The sequence below is a fragment of the Bradyrhizobium lablabi genome, from assembly GCF_001440475.1.
Classification (GTDB): domain Bacteria; phylum Pseudomonadota; class Alphaproteobacteria; order Rhizobiales; family Xanthobacteraceae; genus Bradyrhizobium; species Bradyrhizobium lablabi.
Window position 1 is genome coordinate 274,027 of record NZ_LLYB01000081.1, and the last position, 15,071, is coordinate 289,097.

Sequence of the window (15,071 nt, forward strand, 5' to 3'; positions counted from 1 at the left end):
ACTACAAATTGTGCAGACCCAGCTAAAAAGTGCAGCAGTTGGCGCAGGCTGCTCCTAGTCAAAAAGGGCAGCAGCGCTGTCGCGGTTGGCGTTACCTGCGACAATGCGCTGCATCATGTCGATGAACAGCGCCTGTTCCCGCGCCGATAAGTCACCCAGCGTGGCGCGATGTGCGGCCCGTGCCGAGGTTTCGATTTTGGCGAGAAGCGCCGCGCCGGCCGCCGTCAATTTGCACAGCCGGGCACGGCGGTCTTCATGATCGATGGCTCGTTCGACAAGGTTGCGGGCTGCCAGTCGCTTCAGCGCGCCGGTTGTCGTGGTCCTGTCCAGCGCAATATCGGCCGCCAATGTGGTCTGATCGGCGGCTTTCCGCACTGCGAGCGCGGAAAGCAGGCTGTACTGCAGCGGCGTCATCTCGAATTCGCTGCATGCCTCATGGAACAGCGCGACGTGAATCTGGTGCAGCCGGCGGATCAAAAATCCCGGCCGTTGTGACAGCGGCCACGGGCGGTGTTTGATTTCGCCGCGACGCTTTTTCACTTTCCCCAATGCATTCTCCCAGCTCCCGGAATATCGGCGCGACAATCGCAGATTCGGTCGGCGCCGCCACCGTCAGATCATGGCATGAAGTTTGCTCTTGTAAAATACGAAGTATGCTTCGTATTCTGACGACGGGCGAAACAAGCCCCGCCAAGGCGAAAGCAGAGGGAGATCGTTCATGTCAGTCAGCGCCACCTTCGACCAGCTTCTGCGCGGCGGCCGCGTGATCTGTCCGGCCTCAGGCATCGACGGGATCAGGGACGTCGCCATTCGCAACGGCAAGATCGCGGCCGTGCAGCCGGACATTCTGCCGACGAGTGCCAGGGAGGTGATCGATGTGACCGGCAAGCTGGTGTTGCCGGGTCTGATCGATACGCACGCGCACGTCTATCAATATGTCACCGGGCGCTTTGGAATGAATGCCGACATGGTGGGCGTCCAGTCCGGCGTGACGACGCTGGTCGATCAGGGCGGTCCGTCATGCATGACGTTGCCGGGTTTCCGGCATTTTGTCGCCGAGCCGGCGAAGTCGCGCGTCTATGCCTTCCTGTCGGCGTATCTGGTGGGTGGGCTCGAGGGTCATTACTACCCCAATCTCTACAGCCCGGATGGTGTCGATATCGACGCCACGGTGAAATCCGCGACGGCCAATCTCGATCTCGTTCGCGGCATCAAGGCCCATGCGGAGATTGGTGGCTTCGCGCGCTGGGGCATTCGCGTCATCGAAATGGCGGCCGAGATCGGTCGCCGCGCCGACCTGCCGGTTTACGTGCATTTCGGTCAGCTCTGGGGCCTGCCGGAGAGCGGCACCAACGGCGAGGACGTGGATACGATCCTTGCGCGCGTCATCCCGCTGCTGCGGGAAGGCGATGTGCTGGCGCATCCGTTCACGCGCCATCCCGGCGGCTTCGTCAACCGCGAGGGCGAAGTGCATCCGGTGATTCAGGCGGCGCTCGATCGCGGATTGAAGGTCGACGTCGGTCACGGCAGCCATTTCTCGTACCGTCTCGCCAGGAAGGCCATTGCCGCCGGCATTATTCCCACCACGCTCGGCGCCGATATCCACGGTTACAACACCCACGTGCCGGCGCCTGCCGGCACGCCCGAGCAGCATGAGGATGACGAGAACCATCCCTTCGCCGGCCAGGCCAAGTTCAGCCTTGTGCAGGCGATGAGTTCGATGATGGCGCTCGGCCTCACGCTCGAACAGGTGGTGCCGATGGTCACGTCGAATCCCGCCAAAATGCTCGGCCGGGCTGACGAAATCGGTGCGCTCAAGGTGGGCCGAGACGCCGACGTCTCGGTGATCTCGGAAAAAGCCGGCAGGTTTGTCCTCGCTGATAACGAGAAGAACGAAGTCATTGCAGAGCGTCTGCTGCAGCCCGCGTTCTGTCTCCGCGCCGGTACCAGATACGAAGCCGTAGCGTCGATTTTGCCGCAGGCGGTTGCGGCGTAGGAGGTCAGCGTCAGCGCGATTGGGGAGAGCGGCAAGGTGCGCAACGAGCGCGATTTTTCCTCCGCAGATGGAGCAGGCGCCGGACAGGGCGTCGGCGCCCGGCTGCCGCGCAAGGAAGACGATCGCTTGATGCGCGGCCGCGGCCAATTCGTGGCGGACATCCGCCTGGCCGGACTGCAGGACGTTGCCTTCGTGCGCAGCCCGCTGGCGCATGCGCGAATACGCGCAATAGATGTGCCTGAGCGCTATCGCGCCAACGTCTTCACGGCCGCGGATCTGACCGGCGTCAATCCGATCCGCGCCGTATCCGGTCTGCCCGGCTTCAAGATTTCCGAACAGCCGGTGCTGGCAGTCGGAAAGGTGCGCCAGGTCGGTGAACTCGTCGCCATGTGCGTCGCGCCGACGCGTGCGGAAGCGGAGGACATCGCAGCGGCCGTCACGCTCGATCTCGAGGAACTTCCCGCCGTCCATGACATGCGGAAAGCGCGCGAGGCCGGCTCGGCGCTGGTGCACGAAGAATGGGTCGACAACGTCTTCCTCGAAACCAATTTCGAGGTCGACATCTCATCCGCGCTCGATGCGCCGATCAAGGTGACTCGCGAGATCTCGACCGCGCGGCAGTGCATGTCGCCGCTTGAAGGGCGCGGCGTGGTCGCGACCTTCGATCAGCGCCTCGATCAGCTCACGCTCTATTCCGCGGCGCAGATGCCCCACATTACGCGGAGCGGTCTGGCCGAGTGCCTCGGTATGGAGCAGGGCCGCATTCGCGTTGTTTCGCCCGACGTCGGCGGCGGCTTCGGTCACAAGGGAATTTTGCTTCCCGAGGAAGTCTGTCTGTCCTGGCTGACGATGCACCGCGGCCATCCGGTGCGGTGGACGGAGGATCGCCGCGAACATCTCACCGCGAGCTCAAACTGCCGCGAGCATCACTACAGGATCACCGTCTATGCTGACCGGGACGGCCGGTTGCGCGGCATCGATTGCGAGGCAACCGTCGATTCCGGCGCCTATTCCTCCTATCCGTTCTCGGCTTGCCTTGAGGCCGCGCAGGTCGCCAGTATCCTGCCCGGGCCCTATTTGATGCCAGCCTATCGCTGCCGGACTTTCTCGGTTGCCACCAACAAATGTCCGATCCTGCCGTATCGCGGCGTGGCCCGCTCCGGCGTTTGTTTCGCGCTGGAACTGATGCTTGACCTCGTTGCCGTGGAGGCGGGCCTCGAACCCGGCGAAGTGCGCCTGCGCAACCTCGTGCGCCCGGAGCAGATGCCGTTCGACAACATCACCAAAAAGCATTTCGACAGCGGCGACTATCCCGAAGCGATGCGTCGCGCGCTGGCGTCCATCGACGTCGAGGGGGTACGTGCGCGTCAGCGCAACGGCGAGATGGACGGCCGGCGGATCGGCGTCGGCGTTTCGATCTATTGCGAGCAGGCGGCGCACGGGACGTCGGTCTATTCCGGCTGGGGCATCCCGATGGTGCCGGGCCATGAACAGGCATCCGCACGATTGACACCGGACGGCGGCCTTGAACTCCGCGTCGGCGTGCATTCCCACGGGCAGAGCATGGAGACGACCCTCGCCCAGGTCGCCCATGAGATGCTGGGCGTCGACACCGCCAAGGTGCGCCTGATACTTGGCGACACCGCGATGACGCCGTATTCCACCGGCACCTGGGGCTCGCGTTCGATGGTGATGGCGGGCGGCGCGGTCGCAGCCGCCTGCCGTGAACTGGGCGAGCGCGCCAGGCGCATTGGCGCGAAGTTGTTGCAGCATGATCCGGATGCGGTGGTGCTGCAGAACGGCGAGGTTCGCGGCGTCAACGGCAGCGTTACCTTGCGGGAAATCGCGCACACCTGGTATCGGCGGCCGCAGGATTTGCCTGTTGACGTCGACCCCGGCGGGCTGGAGGTAACGTCCGGCTACAAGCCGCAGCGCGATTCCGGGACCTTCAGCTATGCCGCGCATGCCGCGCTCGTCGCGGTCGATTGCCAGTTGGGAGAGATCGAAATCCTCGACTACGTCATCGTCGAGGACGGCGGCACGCTCGTCAATCCGATGGTCGTGGACGGCCAGATCTATGGCGGTCTGGCCCAGGGCATCGGCACCGCGCTGTACGAGGAGATGCCGTTTGACGCGGCAGGACAGCCGCTTGCGACCACGCTGGCGGATTACCTGCTGCCGGGTCCTACCGAGGTGCCAGCGCCGCGTCTCGATCACATGGAGACACCATCGCCCTATACGCAATTCGGCATGAAGGGCATCGGCGAGGGCGGCGCCATCGCGCCACCGGCCGCGATCGCCAATGCCGTCAACGACGCCTTGCGTCCGCTTGGCGTCGAACTGATGCAGTCGCCGATTACGCCCTACCGTGTCGTCGAGGCGATCCTCGCCAGGCGCGACGCAGAAAGGCCGGCGGCATGAAACCGGCGCCGTTCGGATATGTACGTCCGCGCGATCTGCCTGCCGCGCTTGCCGCGCTGGGCGAGCCCGAAGTTTCGGCCAGGATCATCGCCGGCGGCCAATCGCTGGGTCCGATGCTCAACCTGCGGCTCGTCGAGCCGCAATTGATCGTCGACATCACGGGCCTTGCCGAACTCAAGCAGGCCGAGCGCTGTGGCGATGAGCTCGTGCTTGGCGCATGTGTCACCCATGCCGACATCGAGGACGGACGCGTCCCTGACGTCACGGGCGGCGCCATGCAGCGCGTCGCCGGCAGCATTGCTTATCGCGCTGTCCGTAACCGCGGCACGGTCGGCGGATCCCTCAGCCATGCCGATCCGGCGGCAGACTGGGTATCCGCGCTCGCGGCCTTTGGCGCAAAATTGACGCTGCGAAGCCTTGCAGGCAGCCGCACGCTCGCAATGGAGGCGTTCGTCGTGGGCGCGCTCGAATCTGCGTTGCGTGCAGGTGAGATCGTGGAAACGATCCACATTCCGGTGATGCCGGCTTCGGCACACTGGGGCTACTTCAAGGCCTGTCGCAAGCCGGGCGAGTTCGCACATGCGATCGGCGCGGTCATGATCGATCCGAGTGCCGGAACGGCCCGTGTCGTGATCGGCGCGATCGATTCAGCGCCGATCCTCATTGCCAATCCGGCCGAGTTGTTCGGTGGACGGATCGGTGGCGACTACAAGGAACGGTTCGACGCGCGTGTGGCGGACGCCATTCTGGCAAAGGCCGGCGTCGCCAGCCCGGCTCATCGGCATATTCATGTCGGCGTGCTGCAGCGCGCGGTGCGAGAGGCGGCGGCATGAGCATGGTCGCGCTCACCGTGAATCAGCGCGCGGTACGGACTCCCGCGGAACCGCGCACCAGCCTCGCCGATTTCGTTCGAGACAAGCTCGACCTGACCGGGACGCATCTCGGTTGCGAGCATGGCGTCTGCGGGGCCTGCACGGTGTTGGTTGACGGCGTGCCGGCGCGTTCGTGCATCACTTATGCGGTCGCTTGCGAAGGCGCCGACATCACCACCATCGAAGGCCTCGACAAGGATGCGGTTACATCGGAGCTCCGCGCGGCCTTCACCCGCGAGCATGCGCTGCAATGCGGCTACTGCACGCCAGGAATGCTGGTCTCGGCGCGTGACCTGGTGCTTCGCCTGCCGCAGGCGGATGAGCGCGCGATCCGGATCGGTCTGAGCGGCAATCTGTGCCGATGCACCGGTTATGTCGGCATCGTGCGGGCGGTTCAGTCCGTGATCGAAGCGCGGCGCGCGCGCGGCGTGGCAGCCGAGCCGGACGGAGGGCGGAAGATCCTGGGCCCCGCCGGTTCAGGCCGAAGCGAGCATGATGGCCCGGGCAGGGCCGAACGCGTGCGGCCGGCAGAGCCAGCACCGCCGGCCACGCCGGTTGCTTCGATCCCGGACTTCACGCCGACCGCCGTTTTTACCCAGCAGTTCAGCGTCGCTCACCCGCCTGCGCAGGTCTTTGCGATGTTCGACGACATCGCGGCAGTGGCGGCCTGCCTTCCCGGTGCGTCGCTGACGGCGCCGCCTGATCCGGCGCGCGTCGAGGGTGCTATCCGCGTCAAGCTTGGCCCGATTGCCGCGACATTCTCCGGCTTTGCCCGGGTCGAACGGAATCCCGCCGACATGTGCGGCCGCATCGTCGGCATCGGCAACGACCGGCGCAGCCGGTCGACGACCCAGGGTGAAATTCAATACCGGCTGGTGCCGACGGGTGAGGGCGCGGCAACGCGTGTCGAACTTTCCATCGGATATACGCTGACGGGAATGCTGGCCCAGGTCGGAAGACCGGGACTGGTGCGCGATCTCGCCGAGCGGTTGATCGCCGAATTCGCCGGCAATCTCGACCGCCGCTTGTCGGGTGCAGCGCCGGCCGGCGCAGATCCGGTCGAGCTGGACGGTGTGTCGCTGGCTTCAGGTCTTTTGCGTGCGCGGGTCGCGCGTTGGCTTGGTCGTTTCTTTTCCAACAAGGACGGAGCGGCGTGATGGAGCGGTGTTCTGACTGCAAGTTGATCAACAGCGTGAGATTGGAGAACCATATGAAACGGGCTTTCAGAAGTATTTCAGCGATTGCGCTGGCAGCTGCCGTCTTTGGCGGCGCGGCCGAGGCTCAGACCATCAAGATCGGCGTCAACGAGCCGCTCACCGGCGCGTTCGCCGCCTCCGGGACCTACGTCGTGAACGGCGCCAAGATCGCCGCTGATGAGATCAATGCAAAGGGCGGAATCCTCGGCAAGAAGCTCGAGCTTGTCATCGAAGACAACAAGAGTAATCCGACCGAGGCCGCCGCCGTTGCCGAGAAGCTGATCACCAGCGACAAGGTGCCGGTGCTAATGGGCGCATGGGGCTCGAGCCTGACGCTGGCCGTGATGCCCAAACTGATGGAATATGAGACCCCGATGGTGGTCGAGACCTCCTCGTCGGGCAAGATCACCACGACGGGCAATCCCTACATCTTCCGGATTTCGCCGCCTTCGGCAATCGAAGCCGCTGCGTTCAAGGGAATTGTCGACAAGCTTGAATTGAAGAAGGTCGATTTCCTCGTGATCAACAACGACTGGGGCCGCGGTACCGCGGAAGACTTCAGCAAGATGATGAAGGAGAAGGGGATCACGGTCGGGTCCGTCGAGACGATGGACCAGGGCGCGCAGGACATGAGCGCGCAATTGTCCAAGCTCAAGGGCACCGACTCCGAAACCATCATCGTGACCACGGCGGTGGACCAGCTTACGCTTATCTTCAAGCAGGCTGCGGCGCTGGGCTTGAAGAAGCGCATCATCACCACCGGCGGCTCGCAGAATCCGGATCAGATCATCGCGCAGGCGGGGGCCGCCGCCAACGGCACCATGCATCTGACGACCTTCCTGCCCTGGTTCCCCGACAAGACGCCGAACCCGGAAGCGACCAACTACTTCATCGCCGAATGGAAGAAGCGCGGATTCGACTTCGCCGGCTGCACCGAGAGTTTTCGCGGCTATGACGGTATCCGCACGGCCGCAGCGGCCATCGAGAAGGCCGGCAAGGCGGAGCCTGCGGCGATCAAGGCCGCGCTGTGGGATATCAATATCAAGGGCTTGAACGGCGACATCGTCTTCCGAAAGGCCGGCCCCGAAGGCAAGGAGAGCGGCCAGAGCCAGCCCAACGTCTATCTGATCGAGATCACCGACGGCAAGATCGGCATGAAGACGCTCTGACGTCAGGTTGCTGACCGGCGAGGTCCGCGGGCTAAACCGCGACCTCGCCTGGACAGGGGGCATTCGGAGTTACCTTGAGCGAGTTTCTGCAACATCTGATCAATATGCTGGTGCTCGGCGGCACGTATGCGCTGCTGGGAATCGGGCTCACCTTGATCTTCGGCATCATGAACGTCGTGAACTTCACGCATGGCGTGCTCTATACGTTCGGTGCTTACGTCATGTTCATCGTGGTGCATCAGCTCGGCGTCAATTTCTTTGTCGCGCTGCCGCTTGCGGTCGTGGCCGGATGGCTGCTCGGCGCGGCGATCGAACTGACGTTGCTGCGGCCGTTGCGTGGCTCCGACATCGACACCACCATGCTGGTGATGATCGGCGCCTGGATCGCGATGCAGTCAGGCACGCTATGGATTTGGGGCGGTGTCGCGAAGTCGGTATCGACCCCGTTCCCCGAGGCGCCGCTGGTGCTCGGACCGGTCTCGGTGTCCTGGCTGCGGCTGTTCGTGCTCGCCGCGGCGGCGCTGCTGATCGTGGTCACCTATTTCCTGATCAACAGATCAAAACTTGGCTGCGCGATGCGGGCGACGTTCCAGGATCAGGACACCGCCTCGCTGATGGGCGTCAACGTCGACCTGATCTACACCTCAACCTTCGCGATCGGTTCGAGTCTGGCTGCGGCGGCGGGCGCGCTGCTCGGCCCGGTCTATGTGATCTTCCCGCAAATGGGCGACCTCGCCGCCGTCAAGGCATTCGCGATCGTGATCCTCGGCGGGCTCGGCAACATCACCGGCGCGGTCATCGGCGGTTTCATTCTGGCGCTGGCTGAGGAACTGGGCGCCGGTTACGTTTCGTCGGGTTACCGCGATGCCATGGGTTTCCTGATCATCATCGCGGTTCTGATCTTCAAGCCGACCGGGCTTTTCGCGCGCTCGGAGCGAGTCGGATGAAGCTCGCCGTCACCATTCTGACGATCGCAGCATTGGCATCGTTCCCGTTGTGGCTGCGCGATCCGTATCTCATGAATGCCCTGATCACGACAGGCATTTTCATCATCGGGGCGATGAGCCTCAATCTGCTCCTCGGGTTCACCGGCCAGCTCAGCCTCGGCCATATCGCGTTCTTCGGCATCGGCGCCTATGTCAGCGCCTTGACCTCCCTGGGGTTCGACGTCGGTCTGCCCGGAGGCTTCCGCATTGTGCACGAACCCTGGCCGCCGGCTGTCGGCTTCGTGCTGGCAATCATAGTCGCGGGATTGTGCGGATATCTGGTGGGACTGCTGTCGTTCCGGGTGCGTGGTGCCTATTTCGTGATCGTGACGATCTCGTTTGCCGAGGTCGTTCGACTGGTTGCTCTGAACTGGGTCGAGTTGACTCAAGGCCCGCTAGCGCTGACCAACATCCCGTCGATCACGATCGGATTGCCGGCGCTCGGTAGCCTGACCCTTCGTACCAAGTTGCAGAATTACTATCTCGTGCTCGCGGTCGCCGTCGCAACCTATGTGCTGATCTCGCGTCTTGTTCATTCGCATTTCGGCCGCGCCATGCGCGGGCTGATGGAAAACGAAACGCTGGCGGTGTCGGTCGGCATCGACGTGACCAAGACGCTCACCCTGGCCGCGGTGATTTCGGCCGGGATCGCCGGAGCAGCCGGCAGTCTGTATGCGCACTACATTCGCATCATCGATCCCGAAGTGTTTGCCTTTATCAATACGGTGACCATGGTGATCATGGTCATCACCGGCGGCAAGGGGTCTCTGGCCGGCCCTGTCGTCGGCGGCCTGATCTTCGGGTTGTTGCCCGTGTTCCTGCGTCCGATCATGGCGCCGGAGGCGCAGTGGATCGCTTATGGCGGGGTCCTGATCGTCATTCTGTTCGTGCTGCCGCGCGGCATCGTGCCGTCGCTCGCGCAGCGATGGGCGAAATGGCGGAGCCGGCCACGTGCGGCTGGCGCGGTGAGCTTTTCCGAGCGTGACGTCAAGGAGAATGCGTGATGGGGTTTGCCGCGACGGCGCTGAAGGTCGAGCAGGTTGCCGTACGTTTCGGCGGGCTCGTGGCGCTGTCGGACATGAACTTTACCGTCGGTGAGGGCGAGATTGTCAGCCTGATCGGCCCCAATGGCGCGGGCAAGACGACGGCTTTCAATGTCATGACGGGCTTTCTGGATCCCACCCACGGCTGCGTGAGCTATCGCGGTACAGCGCTCAATGGCTTGAAGCCGCACCAGATCGCCGACCTCGGGTTGATCCGCACCTTCCAGCGCACCAGTGTTTTCCCGAACGACACCGTCTACGACAATCTGCTGGTCGGGCTGCACCGCCGGGGCAGGGTCGGTCTGTTCGAAGCCATTCTGGGCCTGCCGCGCGCGCGGTCTTCCGAGCGCAGGCTGCGCGAACGCGCCAGCGAGCTTGTCGAGTGGGTCGGCCTCGGGCGCCGTGCGCACGATCTTGCGGGCTCGCTGTCATATGGCGAGCAGCGGCTCGTCGGCGTCGCGCTGGCGCTGGCGGCGGAGCCTTCGATGCTGCTGCTCGACGAGCCCGTGTCCGGCATGAACGCGTCGGAAACCCACACTTTCGTGGAGTTGATCCGCAACATCAGGGATCGCGGCGTTACCATACTGCTTGTCGAGCACGACATGCCGATGGTGATGAGCGTCTCGGACCGGATCGTGGTGCTGAACTACGGCCGCATCATCGCCGAAGGCCCGCCAGATGTGATCCGGAACGATCCGGTCGTGATCGAAGCCTATCTCGGGCAGGGGGCGGCACGTGCTTGAGATTCGCGACATGGTGTGCGGCTATGGCGGCGTCACCGCACTGCGCGGCATTTCGCTGGAGGTCAAGGCCGGGCAACTCGTGGCCCTGATCGGGGCCAACGGCGCCGGCAAGAGCACCACCTTGCGCGCGATCTCGGGGCTTGTTGCCCCGCGATCGGGATCGCTGCTGTTCGAGGGCAAGGAAATTGCGGGCGCGAAGCCGCCGCACGTCGTCGCCTGTGGAATCGCGCATTGTCCGGAGGGGCGACGTGTCTTCCCGCACATGACGGTCGAGGAAAATCTCGACATGGGAGCCTATCTCCGCACCGATAGAGCGGGCATCTCGGCTGAACGCGATCGGATCTATGCCGAGTTTCCGCGCCTCGCCGATCGCAAGCGCCAGGCTGCCGGCACCTTGTCGGGCGGCGAGCAGCAAATGCTCGCGATCGGCCGGGCCCTGATGTCGCGGCCACGGCTGATCATGTTCGATGAGCCGTCGCTTGGGCTTGCCCCCAACATCGTCGAGCGCACCTTCGCTATCATCCGCGGCATTCGCGATTCCGGTACGACCGTTCTGCTTGTCGAACAGAATGCCTTTGCGGCGCTCGAGATGTGCGACCATGCCTACCTGCTTGAGGGCGGACGCATCGTCCTCTCCGGTGCCGGCCGCGAGATGATCGAGAACGAGCACGTGCGAAAGGCCTATCTTGGCGGATGAACCGCAGCAGACGGTCGCGCTCGTCGACGAAGAAATGTGGATGCCGGTCTGCGGACTGAGCCGGCTGATTTCGCAAACGATCGTCTGTGCGCGCGTAACCGGCGTCGATCTGATCCTGGTCTGGACCGAGGGTCACGCCGTGGCGTGCGAGCGCCTGTGCCCGCACGAACAGGCGGACCTTGCTCTTGGGCACCTGTCGGGACGGCGCTTGTTTTGTCCGCGTCATGCGGCATCGTTCGATCTGCGCAAGGGCACGATTTCCCACGGCTGGCCGAGCCGGCCGTTGCGGATCTACCCGACGCGGATCGACGATGGCCAGGTCTGGATCGACGCCACAGCAGTTAATTCTCCGGCGATCTAGCCCTTATTGGCCGGCGAGCTTTCGGGCGATCTCCACCAGCGCGCCGTCGGGACGTCGTAGCTCCCCGAGAATGCTGAAGTGGTTGGCACCCTCGATCGCGAAAATCGCGCCGGGCGCGTTTGCCGCAGCGCGCACTTCGTGTAAATGGATCGAATCGAAAACCAGCGCCGGCAACTCCGCCGCGCCGTAGACGATGTCCAGCCGCTTGTGGACGACGGGCAGGCGAAGCGGCGACAATTTCTCGACCTCCTGGTCGGTTAGCTTCAGTGCATTATTCAGGCCGGTATCGCGGATCGGCGCCAGATCGTACACGCCCGAAATCGCCAGGCCTGCGGCGACGCGCGGGTGATCGAGCGCCATCGCGACGAGATGGGCGCCGGCCGACCAGCCCGACAACACAATGGGACCGGACACGCCATAAGACTCTCCATGTCCGGCCAGCCAGTCGAGCGCGTGTGATATTTCGCTCACGATCTCGGTAAGCGATGCCTCGGGCGCCAGCGAATATCCGGGAATGGCGACCGACCAGCCATGCGCCGCCACGCCCTCGACTAGCATGGCGAATACATCGCGGGAGTTGCGCTGCCAGTAACCGCCATGCAGGAAGACCAGGCAAGGGGCCGCGCTGTCGGCGGCCGGATAAAGATCAATCTTGGTGCGCTCGCGGTCGCCATAGGCCACATCCAGAAAGGATTTGCGGGAGGCGCGCAGCGTTTTTGAGGCCTCGTTTCGCTCGGCGATCAGGGCTGCGCTGTCCTTCACCGCAGCGTTGTTGTCATACGCGGCGTCACGCTCGGCCTGGGAGAGCGCCCCCCATTTCGTCCGGGGATCGAGGGGACCTGCTTTCGCCCCGGAAATGTCGGTCACGTGTTGCTTTTCCAAAAAGAGGACTTTGCACCCATTTTAGATCGGCCAACGATGAATGCGAGAAAAATACCGTGCAAGCCCAAACTTTAAGCTGACGTGCCGCCAAGCACGCCGCGAAACATTTCAGCGAAGCGGAGTCGGTTATTGCGATGAAAATAAATTCTTCAACTGCACCAGGAACGTTATCAGCCACGCAAAAGCATACATGCCCGCGAGGCCGAGAGCCGTTCTGCGATCAATCAAAGACAGGCTTGTCCACCACCATACGCGATAAAGCCATAGTCCCGCCGTGGCCGCGCCAAGCAGGCAGACCAATACCTTGAGAAAGGACGAGTTCGCGACGCCCAAGGCGCCGAATAACAGCGTTGCTGGGACGAGGAACATCGTGCAGGCGGATATCAGTGTCTCGTTCATGGCCCCTCAAGACATCTGCGAATCGCAGATGTGCAGTTTGCAGCAACGAGCACCTTTTTTGGAAGGGCCGAGTATCGGCGTGCATAGCTTGATTTAGGCCTTCCGGCCGCATCCGGTATGGGCGCGCGCTATGAGATTGAAATGATCTCAAGCTCGTGGCCGGACGCGCCGACTTCATCCCCGACAGCCTTGCCCATCAGAAGCCCTGCCACCGGCGATACGAAGGAAATAGAACCGGCCTTGGGGTCCGCTTCGTCCTCTCCCACAATACGATATTTCTGCACGCGCCCGTCGTCTCGCCTGAAGGTCACCGTACTTCCAAAGGCGACGGTGTCGGTCGACGTCGGATTTGGGATGACCTGAGCCGTACGAACTCTCGCCGCAAAGTATCGCGCATCGCGCAAGGGGATTGCTGCTTGCCGCCGTCGTTCATTCACGTCTTCGATCTTCTGTGCGGTCTCGTACGCCTCGCGCGCCTGGTGGAGCTGAAGTTCCAAAGCCTTCAATCCCGCTTCCGTAACAAGGTTCGGATGAGGCGAAATCGGGCGGTCGGGGAGCAATGTCTCCGACGCCGTTTCGGCACTGTCTTCCTTGGTGAAGGCAACGCTCAAGCTCAAAACTCCTTTTATGCGAGATATGCAAAAAGCGGCCGGCGACAAGAGCGCGGACACGTCAAGGGAATTTTAGCCCAACGCTCAACGGCTTCTGCGAATCATATACCGCTGAGCGAGACGGCCGCCATTATCAAAAGTTAGCCGTCGCATCATGGAGCGGAACTGCTGCAGCCTTGCTCCGTCGGCAGTTCCTCGGCATTGGGGTCGCCCGGCGCGGTCGCCCAGGCCAGTTCGACGAGCGTCACGATCCGCCGGCCGGCACCATCAAGCTGGCAAACGATCAGGCCCTGCTCCTCGATGTAGGTCAGCAGTCGTCGCGCACGGCGCAACGAATGCGAGCCGTAGGCGCGGGCAATCGCTGCATCGCCCGGGCAGGGCCAGCCTTCCTTCGCCGCGCGGGCGATCATCATGAAGACGCCCTGCATGTCCTCCGGCAGAAGCGAGGCGCGGACGGAGACATCCTGCCACCCGTCATCCTCTGCCATATCGGAGCCGAGCCCGGCGCGGGCGCGCGTCAGCATGCGACGGAAGTCACCGAGGTCCGGCACGGCCGAACCGAGGCCCTCGATCCGGCAGCGGACCACGAATTCCTGATAGAGGACGCCGATCGCGCGGAATCCTGCGTCGGGTTCCGCCATGATGGCGCGCAGAATACGATCGACCCGCTCGCGCCGCTCCGCCAGTTCCTCGGCGCTGAGTGGCTGTTCCACCGCTTCGGGACGGATCTCCAGCGCCGCTGACTTCGCCGCCATGAGCTGGTTGAGGAGATCCGGCGGCGACCGGCGCTGGGGCCGATTATTCTCGGGCGGCGGTGCTGCCAGGATGATGGCGTGCGCGTCCGGTGTCGCTTCCGGCAGAGGCATCAGGCGCGGAGTCGCGTTGCGTGGTGTGGTGTCCGTCGGACCAATGCGCAGGCCCAGCGGACGGCGGGAGAGGGCCGGTCCCAGCGCCATGAATTGCCCGCGCTCCAGATCCCGGAAGGCCTCTGCCTGTCGCCGTTCCATGCCCAGAAGGTCGGCGGCGCGCGCCATGTCGATATCCAGAAAGGTTCGGCCCATGAGGAAATTGGACGCCTCGGCCGCGACGTTCTTGGCGAGCTTCGCCAGTCGCTGGGTGGCGATGACCCCCGCAAGCCCGCGTTTGCGGCCACGGCACATCAGGTTCGTCATGGCGCCGAGCGAGAGCTTGCGCGCCTCGTCCGAAACTTCGCCGGCGACTGCCGGCGCGAACAGCTGTGCCTCATCGACCACCACAAGCATCGGGTACCAGTGGTCGCGGGCGACCTCGAAAAGCCCGCTGAGGAAGGCGGCGGCGCGCCGCATCTGATTCTCGGCGTCAAGTCCCTCAAGATTGAGTACCGTGGAGACGCGATGGATGCGCGCGCGCTCGCCAGCGACCTCCAGGCCCCGCTCGGTGTGGTCCTCGGCATCGATCAGGAGGTGACCGAAACGGTCGGCCAGCGTCACAAAGTCGCCTTCGGGGTCCAGGATGGTCTGTTGCACCCAGGGCGCACTCTGTTCCAGCAGCCGGCGCAGCAAATGGGATTTGCCGGAGCCCGAATTGCCCTGCACCAAAAGCCGAGTCGCCAGCAGTTCCTCAAGGTCGAGGTTAGCCGGGGCGCCTGCCGTCGTCTGTCCCATCTCGATCGCAACGGTCATGTCCCGACTCAAACTCTCCTTAGCGGACGCGGGC

At 63.7% G+C, this 15,071-nt stretch carries 15 protein-coding genes; 10 read left to right on the top strand and 5 right to left on the bottom strand.

Annotated features, from left to right (window positions below):
* Positions 1-54 precede the first annotated feature (54 nt).
* Entirely contained in the window at positions 55-477 is a 423-nt protein-coding gene (locus CQ14_RS22380) for a MarR family winged helix-turn-helix transcriptional regulator (protein WP_245320444.1), read from the bottom strand.
* Positions 478-718: 241 nt separating this feature from the next.
* On the opposite strand from CQ14_RS22380, the gene CQ14_RS22385 reads away from it, so the two are divergent.
* The 10 genes from CQ14_RS22385 to CQ14_RS22430 all read left to right on the top strand — a co-directional run bounded on the left by CQ14_RS22385 (position 719) and on the right by CQ14_RS22430 (position 11,484).
* Positions 719-1,996, top strand: a complete 1,278-nt coding sequence (locus CQ14_RS22385; RefSeq protein WP_057859987.1) for an amidohydrolase/deacetylase family metallohydrolase — start codon at positions 719-721, stop codon at positions 1,994-1,996.
* Between the two features lie 129 nt (positions 1,997-2,125).
* A complete protein-coding gene (locus tag CQ14_RS22390) occupies positions 2,126-4,417 on the top strand; it encodes a xanthine dehydrogenase family protein molybdopterin-binding subunit (RefSeq protein ID WP_430650203.1) in 2,292 nt (763 codons plus the stop codon).
* Positions 4,414-5,250, top strand: coding sequence for an FAD binding domain-containing protein (locus CQ14_RS22395; protein ID WP_057859989.1), 837 nt, complete (start codon positions 4,414-4,416; stop codon positions 5,248-5,250). Before CQ14_RS22390 ends, CQ14_RS22395 begins: the two co-directional genes overlap by 4 nt.
* The gene (locus CQ14_RS22400) at positions 5,247-6,446 is read left to right on the top strand and encodes a xanthine dehydrogenase family Fe-S subunit (protein WP_057859990.1); all 1,200 of its coding nucleotides are present in this window, start codon (positions 5,247-5,249) and stop codon (positions 6,444-6,446) included. The genes CQ14_RS22395 and CQ14_RS22400 overlap by 4 nt, the downstream gene beginning before the upstream one ends.
* Positions 6,447-6,499: 53 nt before the next feature.
* Complete coding sequence (locus tag CQ14_RS22405) at positions 6,500-7,654, top strand: ABC transporter substrate-binding protein (RefSeq protein ID WP_057859991.1); 1,155 nt, start codon at positions 6,500-6,502, stop codon at positions 7,652-7,654.
* Between the two features lie 74 nt (positions 7,655-7,728).
* Positions 7,729-8,601 carry a branched-chain amino acid ABC transporter permease gene (locus CQ14_RS22410; protein ID WP_057859992.1) on the top strand — a complete coding sequence of 291 codons (873 nt, stop codon included), beginning with the start codon at positions 7,729-7,731 and terminating at the stop codon, positions 8,599-8,601.
* Complete coding sequence (locus CQ14_RS22415; RefSeq protein ID WP_057859993.1) at positions 8,598-9,644, top strand: branched-chain amino acid ABC transporter permease; 1,047 nt, start codon at positions 8,598-8,600, stop codon at positions 9,642-9,644. Before CQ14_RS22410 ends, CQ14_RS22415 begins: the two co-directional genes overlap by 4 nt.
* A complete protein-coding gene (locus tag CQ14_RS22420) occupies positions 9,644-10,426 on the top strand; it encodes an ABC transporter ATP-binding protein (protein WP_057859994.1) in 783 nt (260 codons plus the stop codon). Before CQ14_RS22415 ends, CQ14_RS22420 begins: the two co-directional genes overlap by 1 nt.
* Positions 10,419-11,123 (top strand): ABC transporter ATP-binding protein, encoded by a 705-nt coding sequence (locus CQ14_RS22425; RefSeq protein WP_057859995.1) that lies wholly within the window; start codon positions 10,419-10,421, stop codon positions 11,121-11,123. The genes CQ14_RS22420 and CQ14_RS22425 overlap by 8 nt, the downstream gene beginning before the upstream one ends.
* Positions 11,113-11,484, top strand: a complete 372-nt coding sequence (locus CQ14_RS22430) for a Rieske (2Fe-2S) protein (RefSeq protein WP_245320445.1) — start codon at positions 11,113-11,115, stop codon at positions 11,482-11,484. Before CQ14_RS22425 ends, CQ14_RS22430 begins: the two co-directional genes overlap by 11 nt.
* Positions 11,485-11,487: 3 nt before the next feature.
* Here CQ14_RS22430 and CQ14_RS22435 read toward each other — a convergent pair whose 3' ends face one another.
* The 4 genes from CQ14_RS22435 to CQ14_RS22450 all read right to left on the bottom strand — a co-directional run bounded on the left by CQ14_RS22435 (position 11,488) and on the right by CQ14_RS22450 (position 15,037).
* A complete protein-coding gene (locus CQ14_RS22435) occupies positions 11,488-12,351 on the bottom strand; it encodes an alpha/beta hydrolase (protein ID WP_057860031.1) in 864 nt (287 codons plus the stop codon).
* A 141-nt stretch (positions 12,352-12,492) separates the two neighbouring features.
* On the bottom strand, positions 12,493-12,765 hold the full coding sequence (locus CQ14_RS22440; RefSeq protein ID WP_057859996.1) for a hypothetical protein: 273 nt from the start codon (positions 12,763-12,765) through the stop codon (positions 12,493-12,495).
* 128 nt (positions 12,766-12,893) lie between these two features.
* Positions 12,894-13,376, bottom strand: a complete 483-nt coding sequence (gene greA / locus CQ14_RS22445) for a transcription elongation factor GreA (protein WP_057860032.1) — start codon at positions 13,374-13,376, stop codon at positions 12,894-12,896.
* A 152-nt stretch (positions 13,377-13,528) separates the two neighbouring features.
* Positions 13,529-15,037, bottom strand: a complete 1,509-nt coding sequence (locus CQ14_RS22450) for a helicase HerA domain-containing protein (protein WP_057859997.1) — start codon at positions 15,035-15,037, stop codon at positions 13,529-13,531.
* Positions 15,038-15,071 lie beyond the last annotated feature (34 nt).